The organism is Rhizobium sp. P43 (assembly GCF_056730705.1).
In genome coordinates this window covers 3441992-3467592 of record NZ_CM161539.1, presented here as the reverse complement: position 1 = coordinate 3467592, position 25601 = coordinate 3441992, and the positions used below count along the sequence as shown (strand labels likewise).

The following is a 25601-nucleotide window of genomic DNA, read 5'->3' as shown; positions in this document are numbered from 1 at the left end:
TCGCAATTTGTGCTGAACGAGGAGGAAGTTTAGCGCCAGCGTCTTGCCTCACCCTTAACGGCATGATGCAAATCTGGCCGGGCCCCGGGCCTCCAGCAAGGAAAGTAGCCATGTCGCTCCTGTCTTATCTCGACTATGCGGGCATTGCCCTGTTCGCCGCGACCGGGGCGCTTGCTGCGTCGCGCAAGCAGCTCGACATGATCGGCTTCCTGTTCTTCGCCGTGGTCACGGGCCTCGGCGGCGGCACGGTCCGCGACATCGTGCTTGGGCGCGTGCCGGTCTACTGGGTGCTCAACCCCGATTACATCCTGATCTGCTGTGCCATAGGTGTGCTTGTGTTCTTCACCGCGCACCTGGTCGAATCGCGCTACCGTTTGCTGATCTGGCTCGATGCCATCGGGCTCTCGGCCTACTGCGTCATGGGTGCCGCAAAAGGCCTGGCCGCGACAGGCTCGCCCACAATCGCCATCGTCACGGGCACGCTGACGGCCAGTCTGGGGGGCGTACTGCGTGACCTCCTGGCCAATGAGCCATCCGTCCTGCTGCGGCCGGAGATCTACATTACGGCTGCCCTGGTGGGCGCTGCGGTCTTTACCGGAGCCCACGAGTTCGGCGCGCCGCTTTATGTAGCCTCCGCCATGGGCGCCATTGCCGCCTTCCTGCTTCGGGGCGGCGCACTGTATTTCGGCTGGACGTTTCCGACCTACAAGCACAGGCCTGGTCGACACCCGGATGAGGTCATGTAACGGATTTGTGGCGTATCAGCCCTGCTTGGGGCGAAGACGAATCACGACATCGACATGGGCAATTTCCATGCCTTCCGGTGGGGCCGGCAGATTGTCGATGCTGATATTGTTGACCGGAATGTCCAGCACCTTGTTCTCCCCTTCAACGAAGAAGTGATGATGGTCGGAAACATTCGTGTCGAAATAGGTCCGGGAACTTTCGACCGCGAGGACGCGGATCAGGCCCGCCTCGGTAAACTGGTGGAGCGTGTTGTAGACAGTCGCCAGCGACACCGGAAAGTCAGCAGCAATCGCCTCTTCGTGCAATTCTTCGACTGTCAGGTGGCGATCACCCTTGGCGAACAGCAGGCCGGCCAGCGCAATACGCTGTTTCGTCGGGCGAAGGCCCGAGCGGCGCAGTTTCAGTTCGATACCCGTTTGGCAGGTTGCCATCGTCAAAGACGCACTCCAGTCGTTCTGTGCTCTGCATTGGCATGCACGATTGTGGATATAGCTGCAAAATCAGGCTGTTTCAATAGTTGCGGTGGAGGACGCACCCTGGCGAGCCATGAGTCGCCCGGTTTTTGGCATATCGGGTCTGGTGATGCCCTTTTCCTTCCTGTATGCGACGATGAGATGAGGATCAGGCCGATGAGGCCTCAGAGAACCGGCGGATCGCCTGCGGGGCTTCAATTTGCCACCGTCTTGCTCTAATGGGTCCGGGTTATGTGAAGCAGAGGGGGGAAGAAGAAGAACAATGGTTACGAGACAATCCAGCTACAATTACGACGAAATCCTCGCCTGCGGCCGCGGTGAACTTTTTGGTGAGGGCAACGCGCAGCTCCCTCTGCCGCCTATGCTGATGGTGCACCGGATCACTGACATTTCGGAAACCGGTGGTGCCTTCGACAAGGGCTATATCCGCGCGGAATACGATGTTCGTCCCGATGACTGGTATTTCCCGTGCCATTTCCAGGGCAACCCCATCATGCCGGGCTGCCTCGGCCTTGATGGTATGTGGCAGCTGACCGGCTTCTTCCTCGGCTGGCTGGGCGAGCCGGGCCGCGGCATGGCGCTCTCCACCGGTGAAGTAAAGTTCAAGGGCATGGTCCGCCCCGAGACGAAGCTGCTTGAGTACGGCATTGATTTCAAGCGCGTCATGCGCGGTCGTCTCGTGCTGGGCACGGCGGACGGCTGGTTGAAAGCCGATGGCGAAACTATCTATCAGGCAACCGACCTGCGCGTCGGTTTGTCGAAGGACAAGACGGCCTGATCCGGCCCGGTCCGCACCTGAAGTTCATATAGAAGGTCTGAGAGATGAGACGGGTTGTAGTAACAGGTCTTGGCATTGTGTCCTCCATCGGTGCCGATGCCGCCGAAGTCACGGCATCGCTGCGCGATGCCAAGTCGGGCATCACCTTTTCTCCCGATTTCGCCGAACACGGCTTCAAGTGCCAGGTCTGGGGCAAGCCCACGCTCGATCCGACTGAGCTGGTCGATCGCCGTGCCATGCGCTTCCTGTCCCAGGGCGGCGCCTGGAACCATGTGGCCATGAAGCAGGCGATCGCCGATGCCGGTCTCGAAGAGGCCGATTATCAGCAGAACGAGCGCGTCGGTATCATCATGGGCTCCGGTGGCCCGTCCACGAAGCAGATCGTCGAAGCGGCCGATATCGTCCGCCAGAACAACAGCCCGAAGCGCATCGGCCCGTTTGCCGTTCCGAAGGCGATGTCGTCGACAGCGTCTGCGACGCTCGCCACCTGGTTCAAGCTGCACGGCGTCAATTACTCGATCTCGTCGGCCTGCTCGACCTCGGCCCATTGCATCGGCAATGCCTATGAGATGATCCAGTGGGGCAAGCAGGACATGGTCTTCGCGGGCGGCCACGAAGATCTCGACTGGTCCATGTCGAGCCTGTTCGATGCCATGGGTGCCATGTCCTCGAAGTACAACGACACGCCCTCCACCGCGTCGCGCGCCTATGACGTCTCGCGTGACGGCTTCGTCATCGCCGGTGGCGCTGGCGTTCTGGTTCTCGAAGAACTTGAGCACGCCAAGGCTCGTGGCGCCAAGATCTATGCCGAAATCGTCGGCTATGGCGCAACCTCCGACGGTTACGACATGGTCGCTCCCTCGGGCGAAGGCGCCATCCGCTGCATGCGTCAGGCGCTGTCCACGGTAAAGGGCGATGTCGACTACATCAACACCCACGGCACTTCGACACCCGTCGGCGACAGCAAGGAAATCGGTGCCATCCGCGAAGTCTTCGGTGCCAAGATCCCGCATATCCAATCGACCAAGTCGCTGACCGGCCATTCGCTGGGTGCTGCCGGCGTGCAGGAATCAATCTACGGTCTTTTGATGATGCAGGCCGGCTTCATCGGGGAAAGCGCCCACATCACCGAGCTCGATCCCGAATTCGAAGGCGTGCCGGTCGTGCGTAAGCGCATCGACAACGCCAAGATCGATACTGTGCTATCGAATTCCTTCGGCTTCGGTGGCACCAATGCCACGTTGGTCTTCCAGCGCCACAACGGCTGATCGACGGACGCCAAAGACAAAAATGCCTGGCGCGTTGCCGCGCCAGGCGTTCATCCGAAGTGGTCCGCCAGCCGTGGGAGTACGGCTTACTTCGGTTGAGGAGGATCGGTGAGCTCGATGACGCCGATCAGCATGGCAAGACTGACAGCCTGCATCAGGTTGCGCGCCTCAAGCTTTTCCTGAGCGCTTATGAGCGCGTGGTTCACCTCGTCTCGCGACAGAAAGAGTTCACGCGCAGCGTCCTCCGCGCGGTTACCCTCTGCAACGAGTTGCAGACAGCGAATTTCGCGATCGTTGAGGACAGAAACAGCAGGGGCTCGTCCGATGGCCCGTCTGGTATCGGTTTTCATGGTTGTTGTGCCGCAATGGAGAAAGACGACTTGATCCGCATCAGGTCGTTGGCGGCGCTAATACCATTGCGATGATACCGCGTCCTTCACAGCAGACGCCAAGAACTTATCCGAAGGCGCTAAACAAGCAAAAACCGGCACTAAAAGCGCTTTGATGAGGAAGATTAGGGGTCATTGATCGGTTCTTGTCAAGCCGAGTAAGGGCTCAGGCCGACTTCCGTTCCCGCACCTCTGTTGGCGTCGTACCGAACCAGCGGGTGACGGAGCGGGTGAAAGCACTGGGTGCGGAATAGCCGAGGCGGTAGCAGATTTCAGAGATCGGCAATTCACTTTCGGTCAAAAGATTAAAGCTGACCTCTTTGCGGATCTGGTCCCTCAGATCGTTCAGGCTCGTGCCATGTGCCGCAAGGCGCCGCTGGAAGGTCCGTTCCGACATACCAAAGTAAGGGGCGATCTGCGCCAGAGGAAAATCCTCGTCTGAGACATGCAGCAACAGATACCGGCGTACCTGTTCGAGGAAATCCTCGTTCTTCGCAGGCGAGGGGGGTCTCAGGCTGCGGCACTGGAGATCCATGAGCTCGAACAGCCGGCGATCCCCGGTCGGGTTTTTCGCGTCAAGAAAACTGCGCGGAAAATGCACGCAGTTCACCCGTGCTCCGAAGCTGATCCGTCGTGCCAGCAACTGCTTGAACGGCTGCGGATTGCGGGGCGGTGGTCGTTCCAGCTGCACTTCGATGCTATCGCTATTGGCAAAGGCTCTGGCTCTTTGCATCACCAGCCCGACCGACATATCGACATACTGGTCGCGTTTGACTATCACCGGGGCGAATGTCCAGGCGAGATGCGCGCCGCGCTCATCCATCGTCAGCTTGGAATAGCTTGTGTTGGTGACATACTGAATGTGGTCGTCAAGAAACCGGACGAAATCGAGTCCGGTTGGCGCGGCCATCAGCCCATAGCCGAAAGGTCCCGTAGAGCCGGCCTCGTAGCCCTTGATGCTGGTGATCCCGAAGGCTTCGTCATCGGCAAGCAGAGCACAGGCCTCCAGCAGCCTGCACAGGCGGTCAAGGCTCATCCGAGCAGTCAACTGCTGGAAAATCTCCGGATCGATCTCCAGGGCCTTGCAAATGGGCTTTATGTCGATGCCGTAGGACTGCGCATGCTCGACCACCGCCGAGGCGAGGCCGGCCACAGTGGTCAATTCATCGGTGATACTCCGAGGAGGCATGTGACCGTTGGCGCCAAAAGAGAAGCTGATGGCGTGGAATGCTAAGGCAGCGTTCGGGTTGAGTCGAGCGGCACGTAGTCTAAGACGCGCGCCATGCGCCGCTCATCACGCGGATGTCAGCGCTTGGCCCAGAGGACCTTGAACCGGGCGTTGCGGCAGACTTCGCCATGCTGCTTGAAGTGTTGCGCCAGCACCGGCTCGTAAGGCAGGCCACGATTGGCGACCATCAAAAGGTCGCCGCTGCCACGCAGTGAATCTGCCGCCGCCTTGATCATCGCCGCGCCGATCGAAGGCTCGGCGGCATGGCCCTCATGGAAGGGCGGGTTCATGATCACGAGATCGTACTTCTCCTTGGGCGGCTCGTTGCCGAGATCCTGCCAGAAGAAGCGGGCGGTAAGATCGGGGCAGTTGCGGGCCAGATTGCGCTTGGCATGCTCCAGCGCTTCATGGCTTGCCTCGAAGAGATCGATGCGGTTGGTGCGTGGAGAAGCTTCCGCCAGCATCACCGAGAGATAGCCCCAGCCAGCGCCGAAATCGGCGGCATTGCCGTCGAAATTCGTCGGCAGGCGGCTTGCCAGCAGCTCTGAACCTTCGTCGGCATGGGCATGCGAGAAAAGTCCTGAGCGCGTCTCGAAACGGCTATCGACCATCACCGGCTTGGCCGCGAGCGTCGAAACCTGTGCAGACGTGTCGGAGGGAACGGTGAACCAAACGACCACGCCGTGATACTTGGGCATGGATTCCGGCGCAAACCCCAACCGATCGAGCTGCTTGCGCAGCGGCAGGATCCCGTCTTCCTTGGCGCCTGCGACCAGCACCAGACCACCCGCCTTCACCCGCTTGAGCGCTTCTGCCAGACGATCTTCGTTGACGCCCTTGTGCTTGCTGCACAGGATCAGGGCCCCGTCATAGCCGTCGCCTTCGATGGTCGGGACTGGGTTCTGATGGCTTGCCTCCAGGCGGCGGAACTCCGGGCGGAAGTCCTGAACGACCGTCAGTTCGGCGGCAAAGCCCTCAGGTCTGGCAAACCCGGCCTCTGCGCCGAGAAACAGGTAACGACTTGCCGCATCCGGAAGGGCGACAGCCTCCGTCACGAAGGGATGGAACAGGGTCTTCAGGGTCTCGCGGCTCATGGCTCGGTCTTCTCTCTCGGCGAACAAAAAAGGCGCGGGAAACCCTCCCGCGCCTCGGATCGGGAACGACGTCCGCTTATTCAGCGGCTTCGCCGTCTTCCTTCTTCTTTTCGGCAACGATTTCCTGGCCGGTGGCCTGGTCGACGACCTTCATCGACAGACGAACCTTGCCACGCTCGTCGAAGCCCATGAGCTTGACCCAGACCTTGTCGCCTTCCTTGACGACGTCGGAGGTCTTGGCAACGCGCTCGGAAGCCAGCTGCGAGATGTGCACGAGGCCGTCACGCGAGCCGAAGAAGTTGACGAAGGCGCCGAAATCGGCGGTCTTCACAACGGTACCTTCGTAGATCACGCCGACTTCCGGCTCGGCCACGATCGAGTGGATCCACTTGCGGGCCGCTTCGATTTCCTTGCCGGAGGCGGAAGCGATCTTCACGGTGCCGTCGTCTTCGATGTTGATCTTCGCACCCGTCTTCTCGACGATTTCGCGGATGACCTTGCCGCCCGAACCGATGACTTCACGGATCTTGTCGACCGGGATGTTCATCACTTCGATGCGCGGAGCGAATTCGCCCAGCTGGCCACGGCTTTCGGTGATCGCCTTCGACATTTCGCCGAGGATGTGCTTGCGGCCGCCCTGGGCCTGGGCAAGCGCGACCTTCATGATCTCTTCGGTAATACCGGCGATCTTGATGTCCATCTGCAGCGAGGTGATGCCGTCGGCGGTACCGGCGACCTTGAAGTCCATGTCGCCGAGGTGGTCTTCGTCACCCAGGATGTCCGAAAGAACGGCGAAACGATCGCCTTCCAGGATCAGACCCATGGCGATACCGGCAACCGGCTTGGCGAGCGGAACGCCGGCGTCCATCAGGGCGAGCGAGGTGCCGCAAACGGTTGCCATCGAGGACGAGCCGTTCGACTCGGTGATCTCGGAGACGACGCGCAGCGTGTAGGGGAACTGCTCGGCCGACGGCAGCATCGGACGGATGGCGCGCCATGCGAGCTTGCCGTGACCGATTTCGCGACGACCCGGCGAACCCATGCGGCCGGTTTCACCGACCGAGTAGGGCGGGAAGTTGTAGTGCAGCAGGAAGCGTTCCTTGTACATGCCGGTCAGGCTGTCGACATACTGCTCGTCTTCGCCGGTGCCGAGCGTGGCGACAACGATCGCCTGCGTCTCGCCGCGGGTGAAGAGGGCCGAACCATGCGTGCGCGGCAGGATGCCGACTTCCGACACGATCGCGCGAACCGTTTCCAGGTCACGACCGTCGATGCGGCTCTTGGTGTCGAGAATGTTCCAGCGAACGATCTTGGCCTGCAGGTGCTTGAAGACGGCGCCGACTTCTTCGGCAGAATACTTCGCTTCGCCTTCCTCGGGGAGGAAGTGTGCCTTCACCTTGGCCTTCACGGCGTCGACGGCGGCGTAGCGTTCAGCCTTCTGGGTGATCTTGTAGGCTGCGCGCAGCTCGGTCTCGGCAATCGAGAGCATTTCGGCTTCGAGGGCGGAATGATCTTCCGGTTCGAATTCACGCGGCTCCTTGGCAGCGACTTCAGCGAGCTTGATGATCGCGTCGATAACCGGCTGGAAGCCCTTGTGGCCGAACATGACGGCGCCGAGCATGATCTCTTCGTTGAGTTCCTTGGCTTCCGACTCGACCATCAGAACGGCGTCGGAGGTACCGGCAACGACGAGGTCGAGAGAGGACTCGTCCATCTCGTCGAGATGCGGGTTCAGAACATATTCGCCGTTGATGTAACCGACGCGAGCGCCGCCGACCGGACCCATGAACGGAACGCCCGACAGCGTCAGAGCGGCCGAGGTGGCAACCATCGACAGGATGTCCGGGTTGTTTTCCAGGTCATGCTGGATGACGGTGACGACGACCTGCGTGTCGTTCTTGTAGCCTTCCGGGAAGAGCGGGCGGATCGGGCGGTCGATCAGGCGCGAAACCAGCGTTTCGTTTTCCGACGGACGACCTTCGCGCTTGAAGTAGCCACCCGGAATCTTGCCGGCGGCATAGGTCTTTTCCTGGTAGTTGACGGTGAGCGGGAAGAAGTCCTGGCCCGGCTTCGGCGCCTTGGCGGAAACGACGGTGGCGAGAACGACGGTTTCGCCGTAGGTCGCGAGAACGGCACCATCAGCCTGGCGGGCGATCTTGCCGGTTTCCAGCTTCAGCGGGCGACCTGCCCACTCGATTTCGACGCTGTGAATGTCAAACATATCTTGTCCTTCATATGCAGAGCCGCGTCCTGCCGGGTGGGCAGGGTCGGTCGGTCTGCAATGTGCTGACGCAATCACGGGCAAGACAGTGGGAGGCTTCTTCATCGGCATCTGCCGGCAGATGCACCCTTGAGGGTGCGGAAGCATCCAACAATCCTGCCCCATGACAGGTCATCGGTTGTCGTCGACAGATCCGGCCCATCCGGCCTGTCGTTCGTTCCGGGCGGTCTTCGCGCGGAACCGGTCGCGGGTCGTTTGCCTGACCCGGAAAGGCAACCGGCGGACCGTCGTGAGGAAGGTCCGCCGGGAAGTCGTTAGCGGCGGATGCCGAGGCGGCCGATCAGGGTCGTGTAGCGGCCTTCGTCCTTCTTCTTGAGATAGTCAAGAAGCGAACGGCGGCTCGATACCATGGTCAGAAGGCCACGACGCGAGTGGTTGTCCTTCTTGTGACCCTTGAAGTGTTCGGTCAGGTTGTTGATCCGCTCGGTCAGGATCGCAACCTGGACTTCCGGAGAACCGGTGTCGCCTTCGGTGGTCGCGTATTCCTTGATGAGGGCAGCCTTGCGCTCTGCAGTGATCGACATCGGAAATCCTTTCTGGATAACGGGAAACAAAAGACGCCAAAGGCCGGGATGTCGTCCAGCATTGGCCGTGAATGCGGGCACCCGAAGGGCCAGCTGCCGCCGCCTATACTCCATTCGCTGACGAAAGGAAAGAGCAGGCGGCGGTATGGGTTCAGGCGAACACGCGCCGCGGGTGGAATTCGCCGCCGGCGATCTCGCCGATGGCGATCAGCTTCCCGCCGGCAAGCGCCACAGCCTCTGGTTCTGCAACAGGCGCATCGCGTCCACGCAGAATAATCGGGTTGCCCATCCGCAGGCGATGCGCCTGATCGTCGGTGATGCGAAGCTGCGGCAGGGCAGAGAGCGCCTCGGCCGTATCGACGAGGAACGCGTCGAGTGCCGCAAGCCGTTCGTCGCGATCTTCGATGGCCTCGAGCGCCACGAGCTCCGAAAGCGGCACCATCATATCCTCTGCAAATGGCGCCACAAAGGTGCGCCGCAGCGAGGAGATATGGCCATAGCAGCCGAGATCACGACCGAAGTCGCGCGCCAGCGAGCGCACATAGGTGCCCTTGCCGCATTCGACCTCGAAATGCGCCTTGTCGGCCTCGCAGTTCAAGAGCGTCAGGCGATGCACTTCGACTTCGCGTGAAGGGATTTCGACCGTCTCGCCGTCGCGAGCGAGGTCATAGGCGCGTTCGCCGGAGATCTTGATCGCCGAAAACTGCGGGGGGATCTGGCTGATCGTGCCGGTATAGTTGGGCAGCAGAGCCTTGATATCGGCCTCATCCGGACGCTTGTCCGAGCTCTGGGTCACCTCGCCCTCAAGATCATCCGTCGAGCGCTCTTCGCCCCAGGTCACGGTGAATTCGTAGATCTTGCGCCCGTCCATGACGTAAGGGACGGTCTTCGTCGCGTCGCCAAGTGCAATCGGCAACATGCCGGATGCGAGCGGATCGAGCGTGCCGGCATGGCCGGCCTTCTGGGCGTTAAACAGCCACTTGATCTTGCCGACAGCCTCGGTCGAGCCGAAATCAACCGGCTTGTCGAGGATGAGCCAGCCCGAAATCGGACGGCCCTTGGGCTTGCGGGGTTTGGACATCTGTCTTGTTTCTCAGTCTTCTTCGTTGTCTGGCCCGAGGTCGCGTTGGACCTCCGGCGAACGCAGGAGCGCATCGATCTTCTGGTAGTTGTCGAAGCTCGTATCGTCGCGGAAGCGCACTTCCGGCATGTATTTCAGCTGGCGGAGCTGATTGCCGAGTCGGCCGCGGATGAATTTGGCATGCCTGTTGAGCGCGGCAATCACCGTATCGTGGTCCTTCACGCCCAGCGGCGTGACATAGGCGGTTGCCATCTTCAGGTCCGGCGACATCCGGACTTCGGAGATGGAGATCACCGTCTTCTCGATCAGATCGTCGCGGACTTCGCCGCGCTGCAAGACCTGGGTAATGGCGGCGCGCACCTGCTCGCCGACGCGCAGCATGCGCTGCGAGGGTGCCGATGAGGTTGGTTTGGTCATGGTTCAGTTGCCTTTCGCATGCGCCGACCCGAGGTCTTTCCGTCATGCCGTGAAATTTGGTTCATCCGGCGCCAGGCCGAAGATCACGATCTCCATAAACAGCGAGCGCCGGAAGACCCGGCGCCCGAAGAGATCTTGGGTTCGAAACGCCTGGTATCAGAGCGTACGGGTAACGTGTTCGACGCGGAAGCACTCGATCGTGTCGCCGGCGCGGATGTCTTCGTAGTTCTCGAAAGCCATACCGCATTCCTGACCGACCGGCACTTCGGACACTTCGTCCTTGAAGCGCTTGAGCGTCTTGAGCTTGCCTTCGTGGATGACGACGTTGTCGCGCACGAGGCGGACACCCGCACCACGTTCGACCTTGCCTTCGACGACACGGCAGCCTGCGACCTTGCCGACCTTCGTGATGTTAAACACCTCGAGGATCTGGGCATTGCCGAGGAAGGTCTCGCGACGTTCCGGCGACAGAAGACCCGACATCGCTGCCTTCACGTCATCCACCAGATCGTAGATGATGTTGTAGTAGCGGATCTCGATGCCTTCGCGTTCGGCCAGCGAACGGGCCTGGGCGTTTGCACGGACGTTGAAGCCGATGATGGCAGCGTTCGACGCTTCGGCGAGCGAAATGTCCGACTCGGTCACGCCACCAACGGCGGAGTGAACGATGCGGGCACGCACTTCGTCGGTGCCGAGCTTGTCCAGCGCGCCGGCAATGGCTTCGATCGAGCCCTGCACGTCGCCCTTGATGACCAGCGGGAACTCCTTCATGCCGGAGGTCTGCAGCTGGTTCATCATCTGCTCGAGAGAGCCGCGCGAACCGGACTGGCGGGCAGCCGCCTTGTCGCGGGCCAGACGCTGGCGGTACTCGGAGATTTCGCGCGCACGGGCTTCGTTTTCGACCACGGCGAACTTGTCACCGGCAGCCGGCGTGCCCGACAGGCCGAGAACCTCGACCGGCATGGCAGGACCCGCTTCCTTGACGTGCTCGCCCTTGTCGTTGACCAGAGCGCGCACACGGCCCCACTGGTCGCCGGCCACGATAATCTGGCCCGGACGCAGCGTACCCTTCTGGATCAGCACGGTCGCAACCGCGCCACGGCCACGGTCGAGCTCGGCTTCGATGACCGTACCTTCGGCCGTCCGGTTCGGATTGGCCTTGAGGTCGAGAATTTCGGCCTGCAGCAGGATCGCTTCCAAGAGCTTGTCGAGGTTGGTCTTGTTCTTTGCCGAGACTTCGACGTCAAGAACTTCACCGCCCATGGATTCGACGAAGACTTCGTGCTGCAGGAGCTGTGTGCGAACCTTCTGCGGATCGGCTGTCGGCTTGTCGACCTTGTTGATCGCCACGATGATCGGCACGCCGGCCGCCTTGGCGTGGTTGATCGACTCGATCGTCTGCGGCATCACGCTGTCGTCGGCCGCGACCACGAGGATCGCGATGTCGGTTGCCTGGGCACCACGGGCACGCATTGCGGTAAACGCGGCGTGGCCGGGGGTGTCGATGAAGGTGATCTTCTGACCGTTCTGTTCGACCTGATAGGCACCGATATGCTGCGTGATGCCACCGGCTTCACCGGCAACCACGTTGGCATGACGGATGGCGTCGAGCAGCGAGGTCTTGCCGTGATCGACGTGACCCATGATCGTGACGACAGGCGGACGCGGCAGAAGCTCGCCTTCGTCGTCAGCCACGTTGAAGATACCGGTTTCGACGTCCGATTCCGAAACGCGCTTGACGGTATGGCCGAATTCGGTGGCGATGAGTTCGGCGAGGTCGGCGTCGATGACGTCGCCCGGCTTCATCATCTGGCCTTCCTTCATCAGGTACTTGATCACGTCGACGGCGCGTTCGGACATGCGCTGCGACAGTTCCTGAATGGTGATGGTTTCCGGCAGAATGACTTCGCGCATGACCTTTTCGCGGGTCTCCTGCATCTGGCTGCGGCGGAATTTCTCCTGGCGGCGACGCATGGAGGCGAGCGAACGGCCACGGGCATTGCCGTCGTCGTCCACGTTGGCGCTGGTCACGGTCAGCTTGCCGCGACGGCGGTCTTCCTCGGCCTTCGGACGGGCAGGGACCTTGGCCGGAGCCGGAGCTGCGACCTTGCCGCGACCCGGAATGCTGCGTGCGGGGCCGCGATCATCGTCATCGTCATCGGTCTTGCGACCGCGAACAAAGCCCGGTGCTGCCGGTGCAGCCGGGGCAGCGGGAGCGGCCGGACGAACCGGTACGACGGGTGCTGCGGCAACGGGAGCCGGTGCGGGTGCAGGCTCGGGTTCGGCCTCCACTTCCACCTTCGGTTCCAGTGCCCGGCGAGCCGCCTCTTCTGCGGCAAGGCGGGCAGCTTCTGCAGCTTCTGCCTTGCGACGCTCTTCTTCGATGGCGCGCTGCTTGGCTTCCTCGACCTCGCGGGCCTGGGCCTCGATCAGAGCGCGGCGACGTGCGTCCATTTCGCTGGCCGACAGGTCGTGCAGGACGGCACCCCGTGGGCGTTCCGGCTGGCGCTGCGGCTGCTGTTGCGGACGCTGCTGCTGAGGGGCGGGCTGCTGGGCGCGCGGGGCCTGTGCCTGAGGCTGCGCCGGTGCCGGGCGCTGTGCCTGCGGGGCAGGGGCTTCCGGAGCGCGCGCTGCAGGAGCCACGATAGGGGTGATCGGCTTTTCGTCTAGCGGGCGGGTGGTGCGGCGCTTGACCGTCTCCACGACGACCGACTTCGTACGGCCGCGCCCCATGTCCTGGCGCACGGTACCCTGGCTCATCCCCGAGGGCTTCAGGGTGAGAGTCTTTTTCACGCCGATTGTCTTGTCGTCTTTGTTGTCGGTCATTCCGTTCCCGTTCCTTCGAGCGGGGCCGGATGCCGAGCATCAGGCCTCGCCGTTCACATACTGTCCTAAACCACGGAGGCCGACCTGTGCCGGTGACCGCGTCATTGTGATTTCGGGCCAGCGCCCGATCCCTGCGGCGCGTGGCCGCGATAGGTTTCGAGCAGAGTTGCGCGCTTCACTACACCCTCACCTGCCTGCCCTGCAAGCACGCAAGCATGGATAAACGCATTCTGGCCCATCTGTTCGTCCAATTCCGCCCCGGTGAGCAGGTGGAATGCGGGCACTTCCGCATCCGCCCCCGTTCCGAGGTGCCAGGCCTTTCGGGCCTGGTCGATCTTTCTCACGCCATCCGCCGCGGCATCCAGCGAATGGAATACCGCGATGGCCTCGCCGCTGCGCACGGCCGCCTCGACCTTCGCCGCACCGCTGATGAACTGGCCGGCCTTGCGGGCCATGTTCATCATGCCGATCAGCTGCGCGACCAGGAGACGGTCGACGACAGATCCGAGCTTCCGGATCCGCCTTCACATCCCGTTTCAGGGCGCGGGCGAAGAGCTTCTTCGCCACCGCCTTGTCGACAGCCTCGCGGCTGGGGCTGACCCAGCAGCCCCGGCCCGGAAGCGTCCGCTTCAGATCGGGAACGATGGTCCCGTCCGGGGCCGCTACGAACCGCAGGAGCGTCTCCGGCGATCCGCTTTCGCGGGTGACGATGCACATCCGTCCGTTCACGTCGGAGAGGTCGAAGTCGTCTTCGGCCTCTGTCGCGTCGGGCGTCTGCGCGCTCATCACGCTTCCTGCTCGGCTTCTTCGCCTTCGAGTTCACCTTCAGCCTGAGCTGCAAGGTCTTCCTCGGTGATCCAGCCAGCGGCCAGACGAGCCTGGACGACCATGGCTTCTGCCTCGGCGCGCGAAACGTCGAACTTCGAGAACAGGCCCTCGAACTTCTTCGTCTCGCCATCCTTGCGCTCGCTCCAGCCGACGAGATCGTCAGCGGCGCAGCCGGCAAAGTCCTCGATCGTCTTGATGCCGTCTTCGCCGAGAGCGACCAGCATGGCCGACGTCAGGCCATCGATCTGGCGCAGCTCATCCGACACGCTGAGTTCGCGGCGCTTGGCATCCATCTCGGCTTCGATCTTTTCCAGATATTCGCGGGCGCGCGTCTGGATTTCCTGAGCCGTGTCTTCGTCGAAGCCGTCGATCGAGGCGATTTCGTCGAGATCGACGTAAGCCACTTCCTCGACCTGGGCGAAGCCTTCCGACGCCAGCACCTGGCCGACCATTTCGTCGACGTCGAGCGCGTTCATGAAGAGGTTGGTGCGCTCGTTGAATTCCTTCTGGCGGCGCTCGGACTCCTCGGCTTCCGTCATGATGTCGATGTCCCAGCCGGTCAGCTGCGACGCCAGACGGACGTTCTGACCGCGACGACCGATCGCCAGCGACAGCTGCTCGTCCGGAACCACGACTTCGATGCGCTCCGCATCTTCGTCGAGAACGACCTTGGCGACTTCCGCCGGCTGCAGGGCGTTGACGATGAAGGAGGCCGGATCCTGGCTCCACGGGATGATGTCAATCTTCTCGCCCTGAAGCTCGCCGACGACGGCCTGAACACGCGAACCGCGCATACCGACGCAGGCGCCGACCGGATCGATCGAGCTATCGTTCGAGATGACAGCGATCTTGGCGCGCGAACCCGGATCACGGGCAACCGACTTGATCTGGATTATGCCGTCGTAGATCTCAGGCACTTCCATGGTGAAGAGCTTCACCATGAACTGCGGATGGGTACGCGACAGGAAGATCTGCGGGCCACGCTGTTCGCGGCGCACGTCATAGACATAGGCGCGCACGCGGTCGCCATAGCGATAGGCTTCGCGCGGGATCATTTCGTCGCGACGGATGATGCCTTCGCCACGGCCGAGGTCGACAATGACATTGCCGTATTCGACGCGCTTGACGGTACCGTTGACGATCTCGCCGACGCGGTCCTTGAACTCGTCAAACTGGCGATCTCGCTCGGCTTCGCGCACCTTCTGCACGATGACCTGCTTGGCCGACTGGGCAGCGATACGACCGAAATCCATCGGCGGCAGCGGATCGGCGATATAGTCGCCGATCTTGGCGTCGACATTGCGGTCGCGGGCGAGTTCCAGCGCGATCTGGGTCGAATAGTCCTCGACCTTCTCGACGACTTCGAGCAGACGCTGCAGGCGGATCTCGCCGGTCTTCGAGTTGATGTCGGCGCGGATGTTCGTCTCGGTGCCGTAACGCGAACGGGCAGCCTTCTGGATCGCGTCGGCCATGGCGGCGAGCACGATTTCGCGGTCGATCACCTTTTCACGGGCGACGGCATCTGCGATCTGCAAGAGCTCGAGCCTGTTAGCACTGACTGCCATTGTCTTAGGTCTCCGTCTTCACGCCCGGGCATCGGCCTCGGGCTATAGGTCAAAACGTTATTCTTCGCTGTCGTCTTCGTCGTTCTGGTTCGCGGCCTGCGCCTTGGCGAGCTTGTCGGCACGCAGCGCGTCACGGATCAGATCGTCCGTCAGAATGAGCTTGGCTTCGGCGAGCGTGTTGAAGGGGATGACCACCTTCGGCTCCTCGCCATAGGCCACCTGGTCGCGCTCCAGGGTGAAACCGTCCTGGTTCACGTCGGTGATCTTGCCGCGGAAGCGCTTGCGGTTCTCGACCAGGATCGAGGTCTCGCACTTCACGATATGGCCCTGCCAGCGGCTGAAATCCGACTTGCGGACCATCGGGCGGTCGATACCCGGCGACGACACTTCCAGATGATAGGCCTTGTCGACGGGATCTTCGACGTCGAGCACAGGCGAAATCGCCATCGATACGGCTTCGCAATCTTCGACGGTCATGGTGCCGTCGGTGCGTTCTGCCATGATCTGCAGCGTCATTCCGTTCTGGTTCATCATGCGCACGCGAACCAGCTTGAAATCCATCGCGACGAGCACGGGCTCGATAATGTCTGCGATACGACGGTCAAGGCCCGTCTCGGTGATGATCCGTGCTTCGCCGGGTTCCGGCTTCGGCATGTCTTCGGACAATCGTTTTACTCCCGATTGGCTGCGATCGCCAATAAAAAAGAGCGGGTCCTTCCGGGCCCACCCTTCATCTGTCGATCAAGAATTTGAAGGTCATATACGCGACTGCCCCGGCTTTTGCAAGCTTTTCGGGAAGGGTTGAAAACAAACTTGCCATTCATGCGTTGCGCAGGGCAAGGTCTGACCCACCGTGGTCGTTCCCGCGAGGTCGCCATGGCCAGAAAAGTGTAGACATGTCCGCAAACGAACGCCGTTCTCCGCTTCTGCCGCTCCGCAACGAAGCCTATCGCCGGATCTGGCTCGCCAGCATCTCGTCCAATCTCGGTGGTCTGATCCAGGGCGTCGGTGCCGCCTGGATGATGGCGTCGATCTCCACCTCTGAAAACATGGTAGCGCTGGTCCAGGCGTCGAACACCGGCCCGATCATGCTCCTTTCGCTGATCGCCGGTGCCATTGCCGACAGCTTCGACCGCCGCAAGGTCATGATCGCCGCCCAGCTTTTCATGATCGTAGTCTCGGCGCTTCTGACACTCTTTGCCTTGCTCGATCTTATCACCCCCTGGGCGCTACTCGCCTTCACCTTTCTCATCGGCTGCGGTACCGCGCTCAACAATCCGTCCTGGCAGGCCTCGGTCGGCGATATCGTGCCGCGCAGTGATCTGCCTGCAGCCGTGTCACTCAACAGCATGGGCTTCAACATCACCCGCAGCGTCGGCCCGGCGATCGGTGGTGCCATTGTCGCTGCAGCGGGAGCCGCTGCTGCCTTCGCGGCCAACACGCTCTCTTATATCGCAATCATCTACGCGCTTTTCCGCTGGCGCCCGGACATTCCGAAGAGCCCGCTCCCGCGCGAGCATCTGTGCTCGGCGATCGCCGCCGGCCTGCGCTACGTCGCGATGTCGCCCAATCTCGGCAAGGTTCTCTTCCGCGGCTTCGTCTTCGGCCTCACCGCAACCGCGATCCTCTCGTTGCTGCCGATCGTCGCCCGCGACCAGCTGTCCGGCGGTCCGCTCACCTTTGGCGGCCTGCTCGGCGCCTTCGGCCTCGGCGCCATCTTCGGCGCATTTTCCAACCAGCGCGCCCGCGAACTCCTGTCGAGCGAGGATATCGTCCGCGCTGCCTTCGCAGGTTTTGCCGTGGCCGCCGGCGTCACGGGGATCAGCACTTCAGTCTGGATCACGGCGCTTGCCCTGATGGTCGCTGGCACCTGCTGGGTTCTGGCGCTCTCACTGTTCAACACCGTCGTCCAGCTCTCCACCCCGCGTTGGGTCGTCGGCCGGGCACTCTCGCTCTACCAGACCGCCACCTTCGGCGGCATGGCAACCGGCAGCTGGCTCTGGGGCAGTGTGGCCGAAAGCTACGGCTCCGGTCACGCGCTGGTCGCCTCGAGCCTCCTGATGATGGTTGGTGTGTTCATCGGCTTCTTCCTGCCGATGCCGGCCTTCGCCACCCTCGACCTCGATCCGCTCAACCGCTTCAACGAGCCTTCCCTGAAGCTCGATATCCGCCCGCGTAGCGGCCCGATCGTCATCCATGTCGATTTTGAAATCAGGGACGAGGACGTACCGGAATTCTTAGGCGTGATGGTCGAGCGCCGCCGTATCCGTCTGCGCGACGGGGCGCGAAACTGGGCGCTGATGCGCGACCTGGAAAACCCCGATATCTGGACGGAAACCTATCACGTCCCGACCTGGGTGGATTACGTCCGCCACAACCAGCGACGCACCAAAGCCGATGCCGAGATCACCGATCGCCTACTGGAACTGCATCGCGGCGGCCGGCCGCCCAAGGTCCACCGGATGATCGAGCGTCAGGCGATCCCGCCGGCTGATGACGTCTTCCATCAGCCGCATATCGATCATCATTGAGCCTGAGGGTCAGCGCAGCTTGGCCTTCAGATCCGCACTCGGATAGCAGGTGGGTTTCATCCCGTTCTTCGCCTGCCATTCACCGAGCGACCGCCGCGTCTTGAAGCCGGGCAGACCATCGACCCTGCCTACATCGTAGCCTTGGCGCACCAGCGCCTGCTGCATCGCAAGCACATCCGAGCGCAGCATCTTGCCGACATCGCCCCAGGGCGCCCTGAACGCGCCACCGCCACTCGCGATCCGGTCGGCCAAATTGCCGATGAACAGCGCATAGAGATCGGAATTGTTGTATTCCTTGATCACATAGAAATTCGGCGTGACGAGGAATTCAGGGCCATAGGTCCCGGCCGGCACCAGCATCATCGCCGGCTGCGACGCTTCTGATGAGGGAAGGGCCTGACCCGAAATCCTCGTCAGCCCGCTGCTCGCCCAGGCCGAGACCGCCTTGGCTCTGTCGGGCCCCTCCTGCGCACAGGAAACACCGTCGGGGATGCTGATCTCGTAGCCCCAGTCGCGGCCTTTCTGCCAGCCGCTCTTCACCAGATAGTTGGCTATGGATGCCAACGTATCCGGCACAGAATTCCAGATGTCGCGCTTGCCGTCGCCGTCGAAGTCGACGGCATATTTCAGATAGCTTCCGGGCATGAATTGCGGCTGCCCCAGCGCCCCGGCCCAGGAGCCCATCAACCTGTCGGCACTCACGTCGCCGCTTTCGACGATGTGCAGTGCCGAGATCAGCTCCTGCTGGAACATCGGCTTGCGCGTCGACATGAAGGCCTTTGTTGCCAGCACATCGATCGCCGAATGCGGCAGCTTCGCCCTTCCATAGCCGGACTCGCGCCCCCAGATGGCGACAATGATCGATCCTGGAACCCCATAGGTCGCTTCCACCTTACGCAGCGTCGACGCATGCTGGCTTGCAAGCGTTCGTCCGGTCGCGGCCAGGCCCTGCATCCGTTTCTCGTTGAAATAGGAGGCCGGCGAGCTGAATTCCGCCTGGCTCTGCGTCCGCTCCTTCGGCGGCTCCGTGCCCGGCGGCACGAGATCGGGCAGGTCCCATTCCAGCTTGACGTTCTGCAAGGTCCGATCGAAGGCCTCCTTGCTGATCCCGCCTTCTTGAGCCGCCCGCCAGAGATCACCTGCAATCCATTGCCGGAACTGCGCTTCGACGGCACTGCGGGAAACCGCGGAAGCGTGCGTGGCGAAACCTGCGGCGGCGACCAGTGAAACGGTGGTCAGCAGCCAGCGCAGCGGCTTTCGAAGTCGTGCCATCGATCTTTCCTCCCGCAAAACCGTCAGATTGCCGTCCGGGCGCGCAGCGCCGCCGACAATGTGCCCTCGTCGAGATAATCGAGTTCGCCACCGACAGGCACGCCATGCGCGAGCCTTGTGATCTTCACGTCGAGCCCTGTCAGGTGGTCGGTTATATAGTGTGCTGTGGTTTGCCCCTCGACGGTCGCATTAACAGCGATGATGATCTCGCGGATCCCGCCTTTTGCCACCCGGTCGATCAGCCCCTTGATGTTGAGATCATCGGGCCCGATCCCGTCGAGCGGCGACAGCGTGCCGCCGAGCACGTGATAGGCAGCGTTCATCGCGCCCGCGCGTTCCAGAGCCCAGAGGTCGGAGACATCCTCGACGACGATGATGACGGACTGGTCGCGAGCTACATCGGTGCAGACGGTGCAGGGATCGATCGTGTCGACATTGCCGCAGCAGGAGCAGATCTTCACCTTGTCATAGGCCTCGCCCATGGCGTGGCCCAAGGGTCCCAGAAGCTGGTCCTTCTTCTTGATCAGATGCAGCGCCGCGCGCCGCGCCGAGCGTGGGCCAAGTCCCGGCACCTTCGCCAGAAGCTGGATGAGTTTCTCGATTTCGGGGCCGGTGACTCGTTTTGCCATGGCCGTGTTTCTAGCCCATATAGCCAAAGAACGGAATCGCCGAAGGGTGCGTGAAATGAAAATCCTCGCTGTCTGCCTGGGTCGACCCGAGATCCTGCCGGGTAAGAAATACAAGACCGGCATCAACAAGCTCGCCATCCAGGGTCCGATCATGGTCGACGCCGAGGGCCTCGTTGGCGACGCGATCCTCAACCGCAAGCACCACGGAGGCGTCGATCAGGCCGTCTATATCGAGGGCTCCATCGATCTCGACTGGTGGCAGGCCGAACTCGACCGCGATCTGCCCTATGGCACATTCGGCGAAAACCTCGTGATCGAGGGTCTGGAAAGCGCCATGCTGGCGGCAGGCGACAGGCTGGCCATCGGTGAGGTGCTCTTGGAAGTCACCTCCGCTCGCATGCCCTGCGCCACCTTCGCCGCCAAGATGGGCGATCCGACCATCGTCAAGCGCTACACCCGCGCTGCCCGCCCGGGTGCCTATACCCGCGTGCTCCAGGGTGGCATGGTCGAAGCCGGTCAATCCGTCGAATTCACGCCCTGGAACGGCGACCGCGTGACGATGCGCGAGATGATGGCGACCTTCGGTCGCAAGCTCAGCGAAACCGATCGCGCCCGCTACATGGCGGCTCCGGTCCATTACAAGGTCAAGGACGCGATCCACGCCGGCGAGATGTAAGGCCCTCGCCAAAGGTCTCAGGCTCGCTCGGCTTTACCCGTCCCATGCTTCTCGTCATCATGCCGCCCGGAGTGGAGGAGTGATGGACCCGAGGAGAACAGAGCTGACCGCAGCCGATGGCGTGCTGCTCACCGGTCATTGGTGGCGGTCAGCCGACCGAGGGCCTTTCGGAACTGTGATCATCAATCCGGCAACCGGCGTTCAAGCCCGCTACTACCACCGTTACGCGGCCTATCTCGCGGAGAATGGCTTTTCTGTCCTCACCTATGACTATCGCGGCATAGGCCTCTCCCGCCCCGAAAGCTTGCATGGCTCGACCTTCACCTGGCGGCAATGGGGCGAGCGGGATTTCGACACGGCCCTGCGCCATGCCTTGCAGGAAGACGAGACGGGACTTGTGCTCGTCGTCGGCCACAGCATCGGCGGTTTCCTGCCCGGCTATTCGCCGGCAGTCGGGCGCGTCTCGGCCATGCTTTCGGTCGGTGGCCAGTACGGCTATTGGGGGGACTACAGGCTGAACCGCCGCTTGCCGCTGTTCCTGAAATGGCATGTCGCGATGCCCGCAATCACCTTCGCGCTCGGGCACTTTCCCGGCAGGCGTCTCGGTTGGCTGGAGGATCTGCCGAAGGGGGTCGCCTATGGCTGGGGGCTGCAGCAGGGCAGGGCGGAGCAGGGCCTGACGCGTGAGGCCGCCGAGGTCATGCGTGATCGTTTCGCCACCGCAACCGGCCCCATCCTCGCCGTCACCATGTCGGATGATGAAATTGCACCGCCGAAGGCGATTGATCGTGCCATGCGATACTACCGTCGCGCATCGGTGACCAAGGTGCTGCTAACGCCGGAAGACCTTGGCTTCGACCGGGTCGGCCACTTCGATCTTTTCCACGCTCGCCACCAGGACGGGTTCTGGCACCAGAGCCTGGTCTTCCTGCACGAGGGGAAAAACCCCTGGGGAGATCGGGTCTATCGCTGACAGAACCGATCAGCCCTCCTGATCAGAACGGGAACTTCATGCCCGGCGGCAGCGGGATGCCGGCGGTCAGTGCCGCCATCTTTTCCTGCGCCTGGGCTTCGCCCTTGTCCTTGGCGTCCTTGTGGGCAGCAACGATCAGGTCTTCGAGGATCTCGACATCGTCTTCCTTGAACAGCGAGGGGTCGATCTTGATGCTGCGCATCTCGCCCTTGCCGGTCAGCACCACGGTCACCAGGCCGCCGCCGGACTTGCCCTCGATTTCGAGCGAGGCGATTTCCGCCTGCATCTTCTCCATCTTCGACTGCATTTCCTTGACCTTGCCCATCATGCCCATGATGTCGCGCATTACCGTCTCCTTGGATTGTTGTCGTGTTCTGCGGGGAGGGCTTGAAGCCCTAGAATTCGATGTCGTCGCCCGGCAGGATGTCACCATCGGCGGATTCCGCCGCAGCCGGCGGTGCCGCAACGATATCGTCATCCTCGATCGCCGCCGCCTTGATTCTCACATCGGTGATCTTGGCGCCGGGAAAGCGTGCGAGGATCGCGGCCACGTCCGGATCCTGCCGCGCGTCGAGAAGCCGTGCCTCGCGCGTCGATTTTTCCACCTCGACCAGCGTTGGTGCGCCTGCCTCGTTGGACAGCGTCACCCACCAGGTAATGCCCGTCCATTCGCTGAGCTTCATCTTCAGCTCGTTGACGATCGTGGGCGGGCATTGCGATTCCAGCCTTATCTCCAGCCGGCCCGGCTCGATCTTCACGAGATGCACGAACTGGCGCAGCTGCGCACGCAGCACCGGCGCCCGGTTCTTGGTGCAAAGATCGGCGATATCGTCGAGCGTCTCCACGCGGCCGCCCGGGATCGGCGCGTCCTCGACCTTGGCTTCCCGCCGCTCCATGCCTTGCGGCAACGCGTCGCCCGCCGGCACGCTCTGCAGATGTGCAACGGGCTGGCTCATCGCCGGGCGCGAAGCGCTGTCTGGCGATGCTTGAGAAACGGCCTGCACCCGCATGGCCATCGAAGCTCCACCGCCGCCGCCATTCGGACGCGGCTGAGAAGGCCCGCGCTCTGCTCCGCCATCGCCATTGGAAAGCTCGAGCAGACGTCGCGCCGCATCCTCGGGCGATGGCAGATGCGCGGCATGCGCCAGCCGGATCAGCACCATCTCGGCAGCACCCGCCGGCCGCGAGGAGGCCTCGGCTTCGGGGATGCCCTTGAGCAGCATCTGCCACATACGCGACAGCGTCGTTACCGCCACGCTGTCGGCGAGTTCCGCACCCCTGATACGCTCGACTTCGGAGAGCGAAGGATCCTGCGCGGCAGAGGGAATGTATTTGAGCCGGGTCACCAGATGGGTGAAGTCGGCAAGATCGGTCAGAACGACGGTCGGGTTCGCGCCCGCCTCGTATTGGCTGCCGAATTCGGAAAGGGCCGCCGCCACATCACCGCGGACGATATGCTCGAAGAGATCGACGATGCGTGCCCGGTCGGCAAGGCCCAGCATGGCGCGCACGGCATCGGCATGCACGGCCCCGCCGCCATGAGCGATCGCCTGATCGAGCAGCGAAAGACCGTCACGCGCGGAGCCTTCGGCGGCACGCGCGATCATCGCGAGCGCGTCTTCGTCCGCCTCGATGCCTTCCTTCGACGCGATCGTCGAGAAAAGCCCGACAAGATCGCCCGCACTGATCCGGCGCAGGTCGAAGCGCTGGCAGCGGGAAAGGACGGTGATCGGAACCTTGCGGATTTCGGTCGTCGCGAAGATGAATTTCACATGCTCCGGCGGCTCTTCGAGCGTCTTCAAAAGCCCGTTGAAGGCCGCCGTCGACAGCATGTGCACTTCGTCGATGATGTAGACCTTGTAGCGCGCCGAGACGGGGCGGTAGCGCACCTGCTCGATGATTTCCCGGATATCGTCGATACCGGTGTGCGAAGCGGCGTCCATCTCGATCACGTCGACATGCCGGCCTTCCATGATCGCTTGGCAATGTTCGCCGGGGATGCGCAGGTCGATCGTCGGCTTGTCGATCTCAGCCGTCTTGTAGTTCAGCGCACGCGCCAGAATGCGGGCCGTGGTCGTCTTGCCCACCCCGCGCACGCCGGTCAGCATATAGGCCTGGGCGATACGGCCGGTCTCGAACGCATTGGTCAGCGTCCGCACCATCGGCTCCTGGCCGACCATCAGGTCCGTGAAATCCTTGGGGCGATATTTGCGGGCGAGAACGCGGTAGCCGCCGGGGGCGGGCTTGGCCTCTGCAGTCGGCTCGAAATCGCTCATCGCGTTGCCAGCTTCCCCGTCGCCCGGCTCCGGGCATGGTACGGCCCATGTCGGAAACAGAGGCCGGAAATGAAGATGAGGTGGGAGGCTGGCACGATGACCCGTGCCGCGCTCGTTAGGGCTGCTTCCTTCCGGACCTGACCCGGTTGGCGAGTGGCTCGTCCACCACCAACCTCCCGAGGAGACATATCGGCAATAACGTCGCCAAATGCAAGCCAAGCGCTGAAAAAACTGCTAGCCTCGATCAAAACGTTACGGAGAGAAACACCTTGCAGCCCTTCATCCTCGATGACCGTCTTGGCCGAGACAGTGTATCGATCCTGAAACTCGACCTCTGCGACCTCCGGCTGGCAAGGGACAGCCGCTGGCCGTGGTTGATTCTGGTCCCGCAACGTCCTGATGTTTCAGAGATCTTCGACCTGACGCCAACCGATCAGGTCACCCTCGCCCTGGAGCAGGTTACGGTCGCAGCAGCACTGAAAAAGGCGACCGGTGCCGAGAAGATCAACATCGCTGCGATCGGCAACATCGTCCGCCAGCTTCATGTGCATGTCGTCGCCCGCAACGAGAATGACCCGAACTGGCCCGGCCCGATCTGGGGGTTCGGACAGCCGGTCCCCTATGAGGAAAAGGCCTTCGAGGCCATGAAGCACAGGATACTTGAAGCATTCCAATGAAGAATTCGATTTTCCTCAACCGCGCCCCGCATCTCGAACCCAGCGAACTCACGGCCTTCTCGGGCAATTGCCTTGATCGTGACAGCGAGCACCGCGACGAGACCTCGCTCGAAAAGGCGTTGAAGGTCGAGGGTACGCATATTCTCGCCTTCTCCGGCACGCAGCTGGTCCTGAAGCATGATGGCCAGGTGCTCGATCCGCTCTTTGCCCCGTACGAGCTGGCGGATCTCCAGCCGAACTTCGATGATGCGATCCTTCTCGGCCACCAGCCGTCGGGTGAGCCGCGTCTCGCAGTTCCCGTCAACGTGCCGCCGGAAGCGCTTGCCGCCCACTACAAGCCCGCCGATCCACGCGCGCTGTTCCGCGATGCGCTTGTTGGCGACGAACTCTTGGGTGAAGTCGCCCAGGCGCTGAGCCTGCTTCGCTGGAATGCCGACAACAAGTTCTGCGGTCGCTGTGGTGGCACGATGGAAACCCTCATCGGCGGCTACAAGCGCAAATGCACCGCCTGCAGCCACGAAATCTTCCCGCGCACCGATCCGGTCGCCATCATGCTGGTCGTCGACGAGAAGAAGGATCGCTGCCTGATGGGCCGCAGCCCGCGCTTCCCGACGGGCATGTATTCCTCGCTTGCCGGTTTCGTCGAGCCGGGCGAAACGATCGAAAACGCCGTCCGTCGTGAAACACGCGAGGAGTCCGGCATCACCGTCGGCCGCGTCCGCTATCACGCCTCCCAGCCCTGGCCGATGCCGCACCAGCTGATGATTGGCTGTTACGGTGAGGCCACAGACTTCGACATCACCTTCGACACGACCGAACTCGAAGACTGCCGCTGGTTCACCCGCGCGGAGATCGGTCAAATGCTGTCGGAAGGTTCAGCCGATGGCCGAACTTTGCCGATAAACGGCACGATCGCCCGGAGGCTGATCGAAGATTGGTACGAGTGGCGGCACTGAGCAATTCCAGCAAAAGTGCAAAGCGGTTTTGCGTCCGGAATTGCGTGGAAACAAACGGATAGAGCATTGAAGGCGCTCCTTTGCGCCGGAAATGCTCTACGCCGCCCTCTTT

At 62.2% G+C, this 25601-nt stretch carries 23 protein-coding genes, 1 other RNA gene and 1 pseudogene; 8 read left to right on the top strand and 17 right to left on the bottom strand.

Going from position 1 to position 25601, the window contains the following annotated elements; translation table 11 throughout:
* Positions 1 to 110 precede the first annotated feature (110 nt).
* Positions 111 to 746 (top strand): trimeric intracellular cation channel family protein, encoded by a 636-nt coding sequence (locus tag AC1PUL_RS17380; protein WP_480465341.1) that lies wholly within the window; start codon positions 111 to 113, stop codon positions 744 to 746.
* A 15-nt stretch (positions 747 to 761) separates the two neighbouring features.
* Here the strand turns inward: AC1PUL_RS17380 and irrA are convergent, their stop codons facing one another.
* Positions 762 to 1178, bottom strand: a complete 417-nt coding sequence (gene irrA, locus AC1PUL_RS17375; RefSeq protein WP_480465340.1) for an iron response transcriptional regulator IrrA — start codon at positions 1176 to 1178, stop codon at positions 762 to 764.
* 304 nt (positions 1179 to 1482) lie between these two features.
* On the opposite strand from irrA, the gene fabA reads away from it, so the two are divergent.
* Positions 1483 to 1998 (top strand): 3-hydroxyacyl-[acyl-carrier-protein] dehydratase FabA, encoded by a 516-nt coding sequence (gene fabA / locus AC1PUL_RS17370; protein ID WP_113458144.1) that lies wholly within the window; start codon positions 1483 to 1485, stop codon positions 1996 to 1998.
* A 44-nt stretch (positions 1999 to 2042) separates the two neighbouring features.
* Positions 2043 to 3266 (top strand): beta-ketoacyl-ACP synthase I, encoded by a 1224-nt coding sequence (fabB, locus tag AC1PUL_RS17365; RefSeq protein WP_480465339.1) that lies wholly within the window; start codon positions 2043 to 2045, stop codon positions 3264 to 3266.
* Between the two features lie 86 nt (positions 3267 to 3352).
* Here the strand turns inward: fabB and AC1PUL_RS17360 are convergent, their stop codons facing one another.
* From AC1PUL_RS17360 to rimP, 11 genes and pseudogenes are all read right to left on the bottom strand, one after another.
* On the bottom strand, positions 3353 to 3616 hold the full coding sequence (locus tag AC1PUL_RS17360; protein ID WP_480465338.1) for a LuxR C-terminal-related transcriptional regulator: 264 nt from the start codon (positions 3614 to 3616) through the stop codon (positions 3353 to 3355).
* A 205-nt stretch (positions 3617 to 3821) separates the two neighbouring features.
* Positions 3822 to 4844: an AraC family transcriptional regulator gene (locus AC1PUL_RS17355; RefSeq protein WP_480465337.1), complete on the bottom strand. Its 1023-nt coding sequence runs from the start codon at positions 4842 to 4844 to the stop codon at positions 3822 to 3824.
* 116 nt (positions 4845 to 4960) lie between these two features.
* On the bottom strand, positions 4961 to 5977 hold the full coding sequence (locus AC1PUL_RS17350; protein ID WP_480465336.1) for a class I SAM-dependent methyltransferase: 1017 nt from the start codon (positions 5975 to 5977) through the stop codon (positions 4961 to 4963).
* Between the two features lie 76 nt (positions 5978 to 6053).
* Positions 6054 to 8198 carry a polyribonucleotide nucleotidyltransferase gene (gene pnp, locus AC1PUL_RS17345; protein ID WP_480465335.1) on the bottom strand — a complete coding sequence of 715 codons (2145 nt, stop codon included), beginning with the start codon at positions 8196 to 8198 and terminating at the stop codon, positions 6054 to 6056.
* A 314-nt stretch (positions 8199 to 8512) separates the two neighbouring features.
* Positions 8513 to 8782: a 30S ribosomal protein S15 gene (gene rpsO / locus AC1PUL_RS17340; RefSeq protein WP_185807864.1), complete on the bottom strand. Its 270-nt coding sequence runs from the start codon at positions 8780 to 8782 to the stop codon at positions 8513 to 8515.
* Positions 8783 to 8933: 151 nt separating this feature from the next.
* Positions 8934 to 9863 (bottom strand): tRNA pseudouridine(55) synthase TruB, encoded by a 930-nt coding sequence (gene truB, locus AC1PUL_RS17335; RefSeq protein WP_480465334.1) that lies wholly within the window; start codon positions 9861 to 9863, stop codon positions 8934 to 8936.
* A 12-nt stretch (positions 9864 to 9875) separates the two neighbouring features.
* Complete coding sequence (rbfA, locus tag AC1PUL_RS17330) at positions 9876 to 10280, bottom strand: 30S ribosome-binding factor RbfA (protein ID WP_480465333.1); 405 nt, start codon at positions 10278 to 10280, stop codon at positions 9876 to 9878.
* Between the two features lie 156 nt (positions 10281 to 10436).
* The gene (gene infB / locus AC1PUL_RS17325) at positions 10437 to 13106 is read right to left on the bottom strand and encodes a translation initiation factor IF-2 (RefSeq protein WP_480465332.1); all 2670 of its coding nucleotides are present in this window, start codon (positions 13104 to 13106) and stop codon (positions 10437 to 10439) included.
* Positions 13107 to 13207: 101 nt separating this feature from the next.
* Positions 13208 to 13892, bottom strand: a pseudogene (locus AC1PUL_RS17320) (RNA-binding protein).
* Positions 13892 to 15499: a transcription termination factor NusA gene (nusA, locus tag AC1PUL_RS17315; RefSeq protein ID WP_480465331.1), complete on the bottom strand. Its 1608-nt coding sequence runs from the start codon at positions 15497 to 15499 to the stop codon at positions 13892 to 13894. The pseudogene AC1PUL_RS17320 and the gene nusA overlap by 1 nt, the downstream one beginning before the upstream one ends.
* 57 nt (positions 15500 to 15556) lie before the next feature.
* The gene (gene rimP, locus AC1PUL_RS17310) at positions 15557 to 16153 is read right to left on the bottom strand and encodes a ribosome maturation factor RimP (RefSeq protein WP_480468618.1); all 597 of its coding nucleotides are present in this window, start codon (positions 16151 to 16153) and stop codon (positions 15557 to 15559) included.
* A 242-nt stretch (positions 16154 to 16395) separates the two neighbouring features.
* Here rimP and AC1PUL_RS17305 point away from each other — a divergent pair, with 242 nt between their 5' ends.
* The gene (locus AC1PUL_RS17305) at positions 16396 to 18030 is read left to right on the top strand and encodes an MFS transporter (protein WP_480465330.1); all 1635 of its coding nucleotides are present in this window, start codon (positions 16396 to 16398) and stop codon (positions 18028 to 18030) included.
* 9 nt (positions 18031 to 18039) lie between these two features.
* Here AC1PUL_RS17305 and AC1PUL_RS17300 read toward each other — a convergent pair whose 3' ends face one another.
* The gene (locus AC1PUL_RS17300) at positions 18040 to 19302 is read right to left on the bottom strand and encodes a lytic murein transglycosylase (RefSeq protein ID WP_480465328.1); all 1263 of its coding nucleotides are present in this window, start codon (positions 19300 to 19302) and stop codon (positions 18040 to 18042) included.
* A 23-nt stretch (positions 19303 to 19325) separates the two neighbouring features.
* Complete coding sequence (gene recR / locus AC1PUL_RS17295; RefSeq protein ID WP_480465327.1) at positions 19326 to 19931, bottom strand: recombination mediator RecR; 606 nt, start codon at positions 19929 to 19931, stop codon at positions 19326 to 19328.
* Positions 19932 to 19986: 55 nt separating this feature from the next.
* Here recR and AC1PUL_RS17290 point away from each other — a divergent pair, with 55 nt between their 5' ends.
* Both AC1PUL_RS17290 and AC1PUL_RS17285 read left to right on the top strand, forming a co-directional pair.
* Positions 19987 to 20607 (top strand): MOSC domain-containing protein, encoded by a 621-nt coding sequence (locus AC1PUL_RS17290; protein ID WP_480465326.1) that lies wholly within the window; start codon positions 19987 to 19989, stop codon positions 20605 to 20607.
* Between the two features lie 82 nt (positions 20608 to 20689).
* Complete coding sequence (locus AC1PUL_RS17285; protein ID WP_480465325.1) at positions 20690 to 21580, top strand: alpha/beta hydrolase family protein; 891 nt, start codon at positions 20690 to 20692, stop codon at positions 21578 to 21580.
* Positions 21581 to 21602: 22 nt separating this feature from the next.
* Here the strand turns inward: AC1PUL_RS17285 and AC1PUL_RS17280 are convergent, their stop codons facing one another.
* The 3 genes from AC1PUL_RS17280 to ffs all read right to left on the bottom strand — a co-directional run bounded on the left by AC1PUL_RS17280 (position 21603) and on the right by ffs (position 24033).
* A complete protein-coding gene (locus AC1PUL_RS17280; protein ID WP_480465324.1) occupies positions 21603 to 21926 on the bottom strand; it encodes a YbaB/EbfC family nucleoid-associated protein in 324 nt (107 codons plus the stop codon).
* A gap of 49 nt (positions 21927 to 21975) precedes the next feature.
* Positions 21976 to 23856 carry a DNA polymerase III subunit gamma/tau gene (locus AC1PUL_RS17275; RefSeq protein WP_480465323.1) on the bottom strand — a complete coding sequence of 627 codons (1881 nt, stop codon included), beginning with the start codon at positions 23854 to 23856 and terminating at the stop codon, positions 21976 to 21978.
* An 80-nt stretch (positions 23857 to 23936) separates the two neighbouring features.
* An RNA gene (gene ffs / locus AC1PUL_RS17270) (signal recognition particle sRNA small type) lies at positions 23937 to 24033 on the bottom strand.
* A gap of 92 nt (positions 24034 to 24125) precedes the next feature.
* On the opposite strand from ffs, the gene AC1PUL_RS17265 reads away from it, so the two are divergent.
* Both AC1PUL_RS17265 and nudC read left to right on the top strand, forming a co-directional pair.
* Entirely contained in the window at positions 24126 to 24533 is a 408-nt protein-coding gene (locus tag AC1PUL_RS17265; protein WP_480465322.1) for an HIT family protein, read from the top strand.
* Complete coding sequence (gene nudC / locus AC1PUL_RS17260; RefSeq protein ID WP_480465321.1) at positions 24530 to 25489, top strand: NAD(+) diphosphatase; 960 nt, start codon at positions 24530 to 24532, stop codon at positions 25487 to 25489. The genes AC1PUL_RS17265 and nudC overlap by 4 nt, the downstream gene beginning before the upstream one ends.
* Positions 25490 to 25601 lie beyond the last annotated feature (112 nt).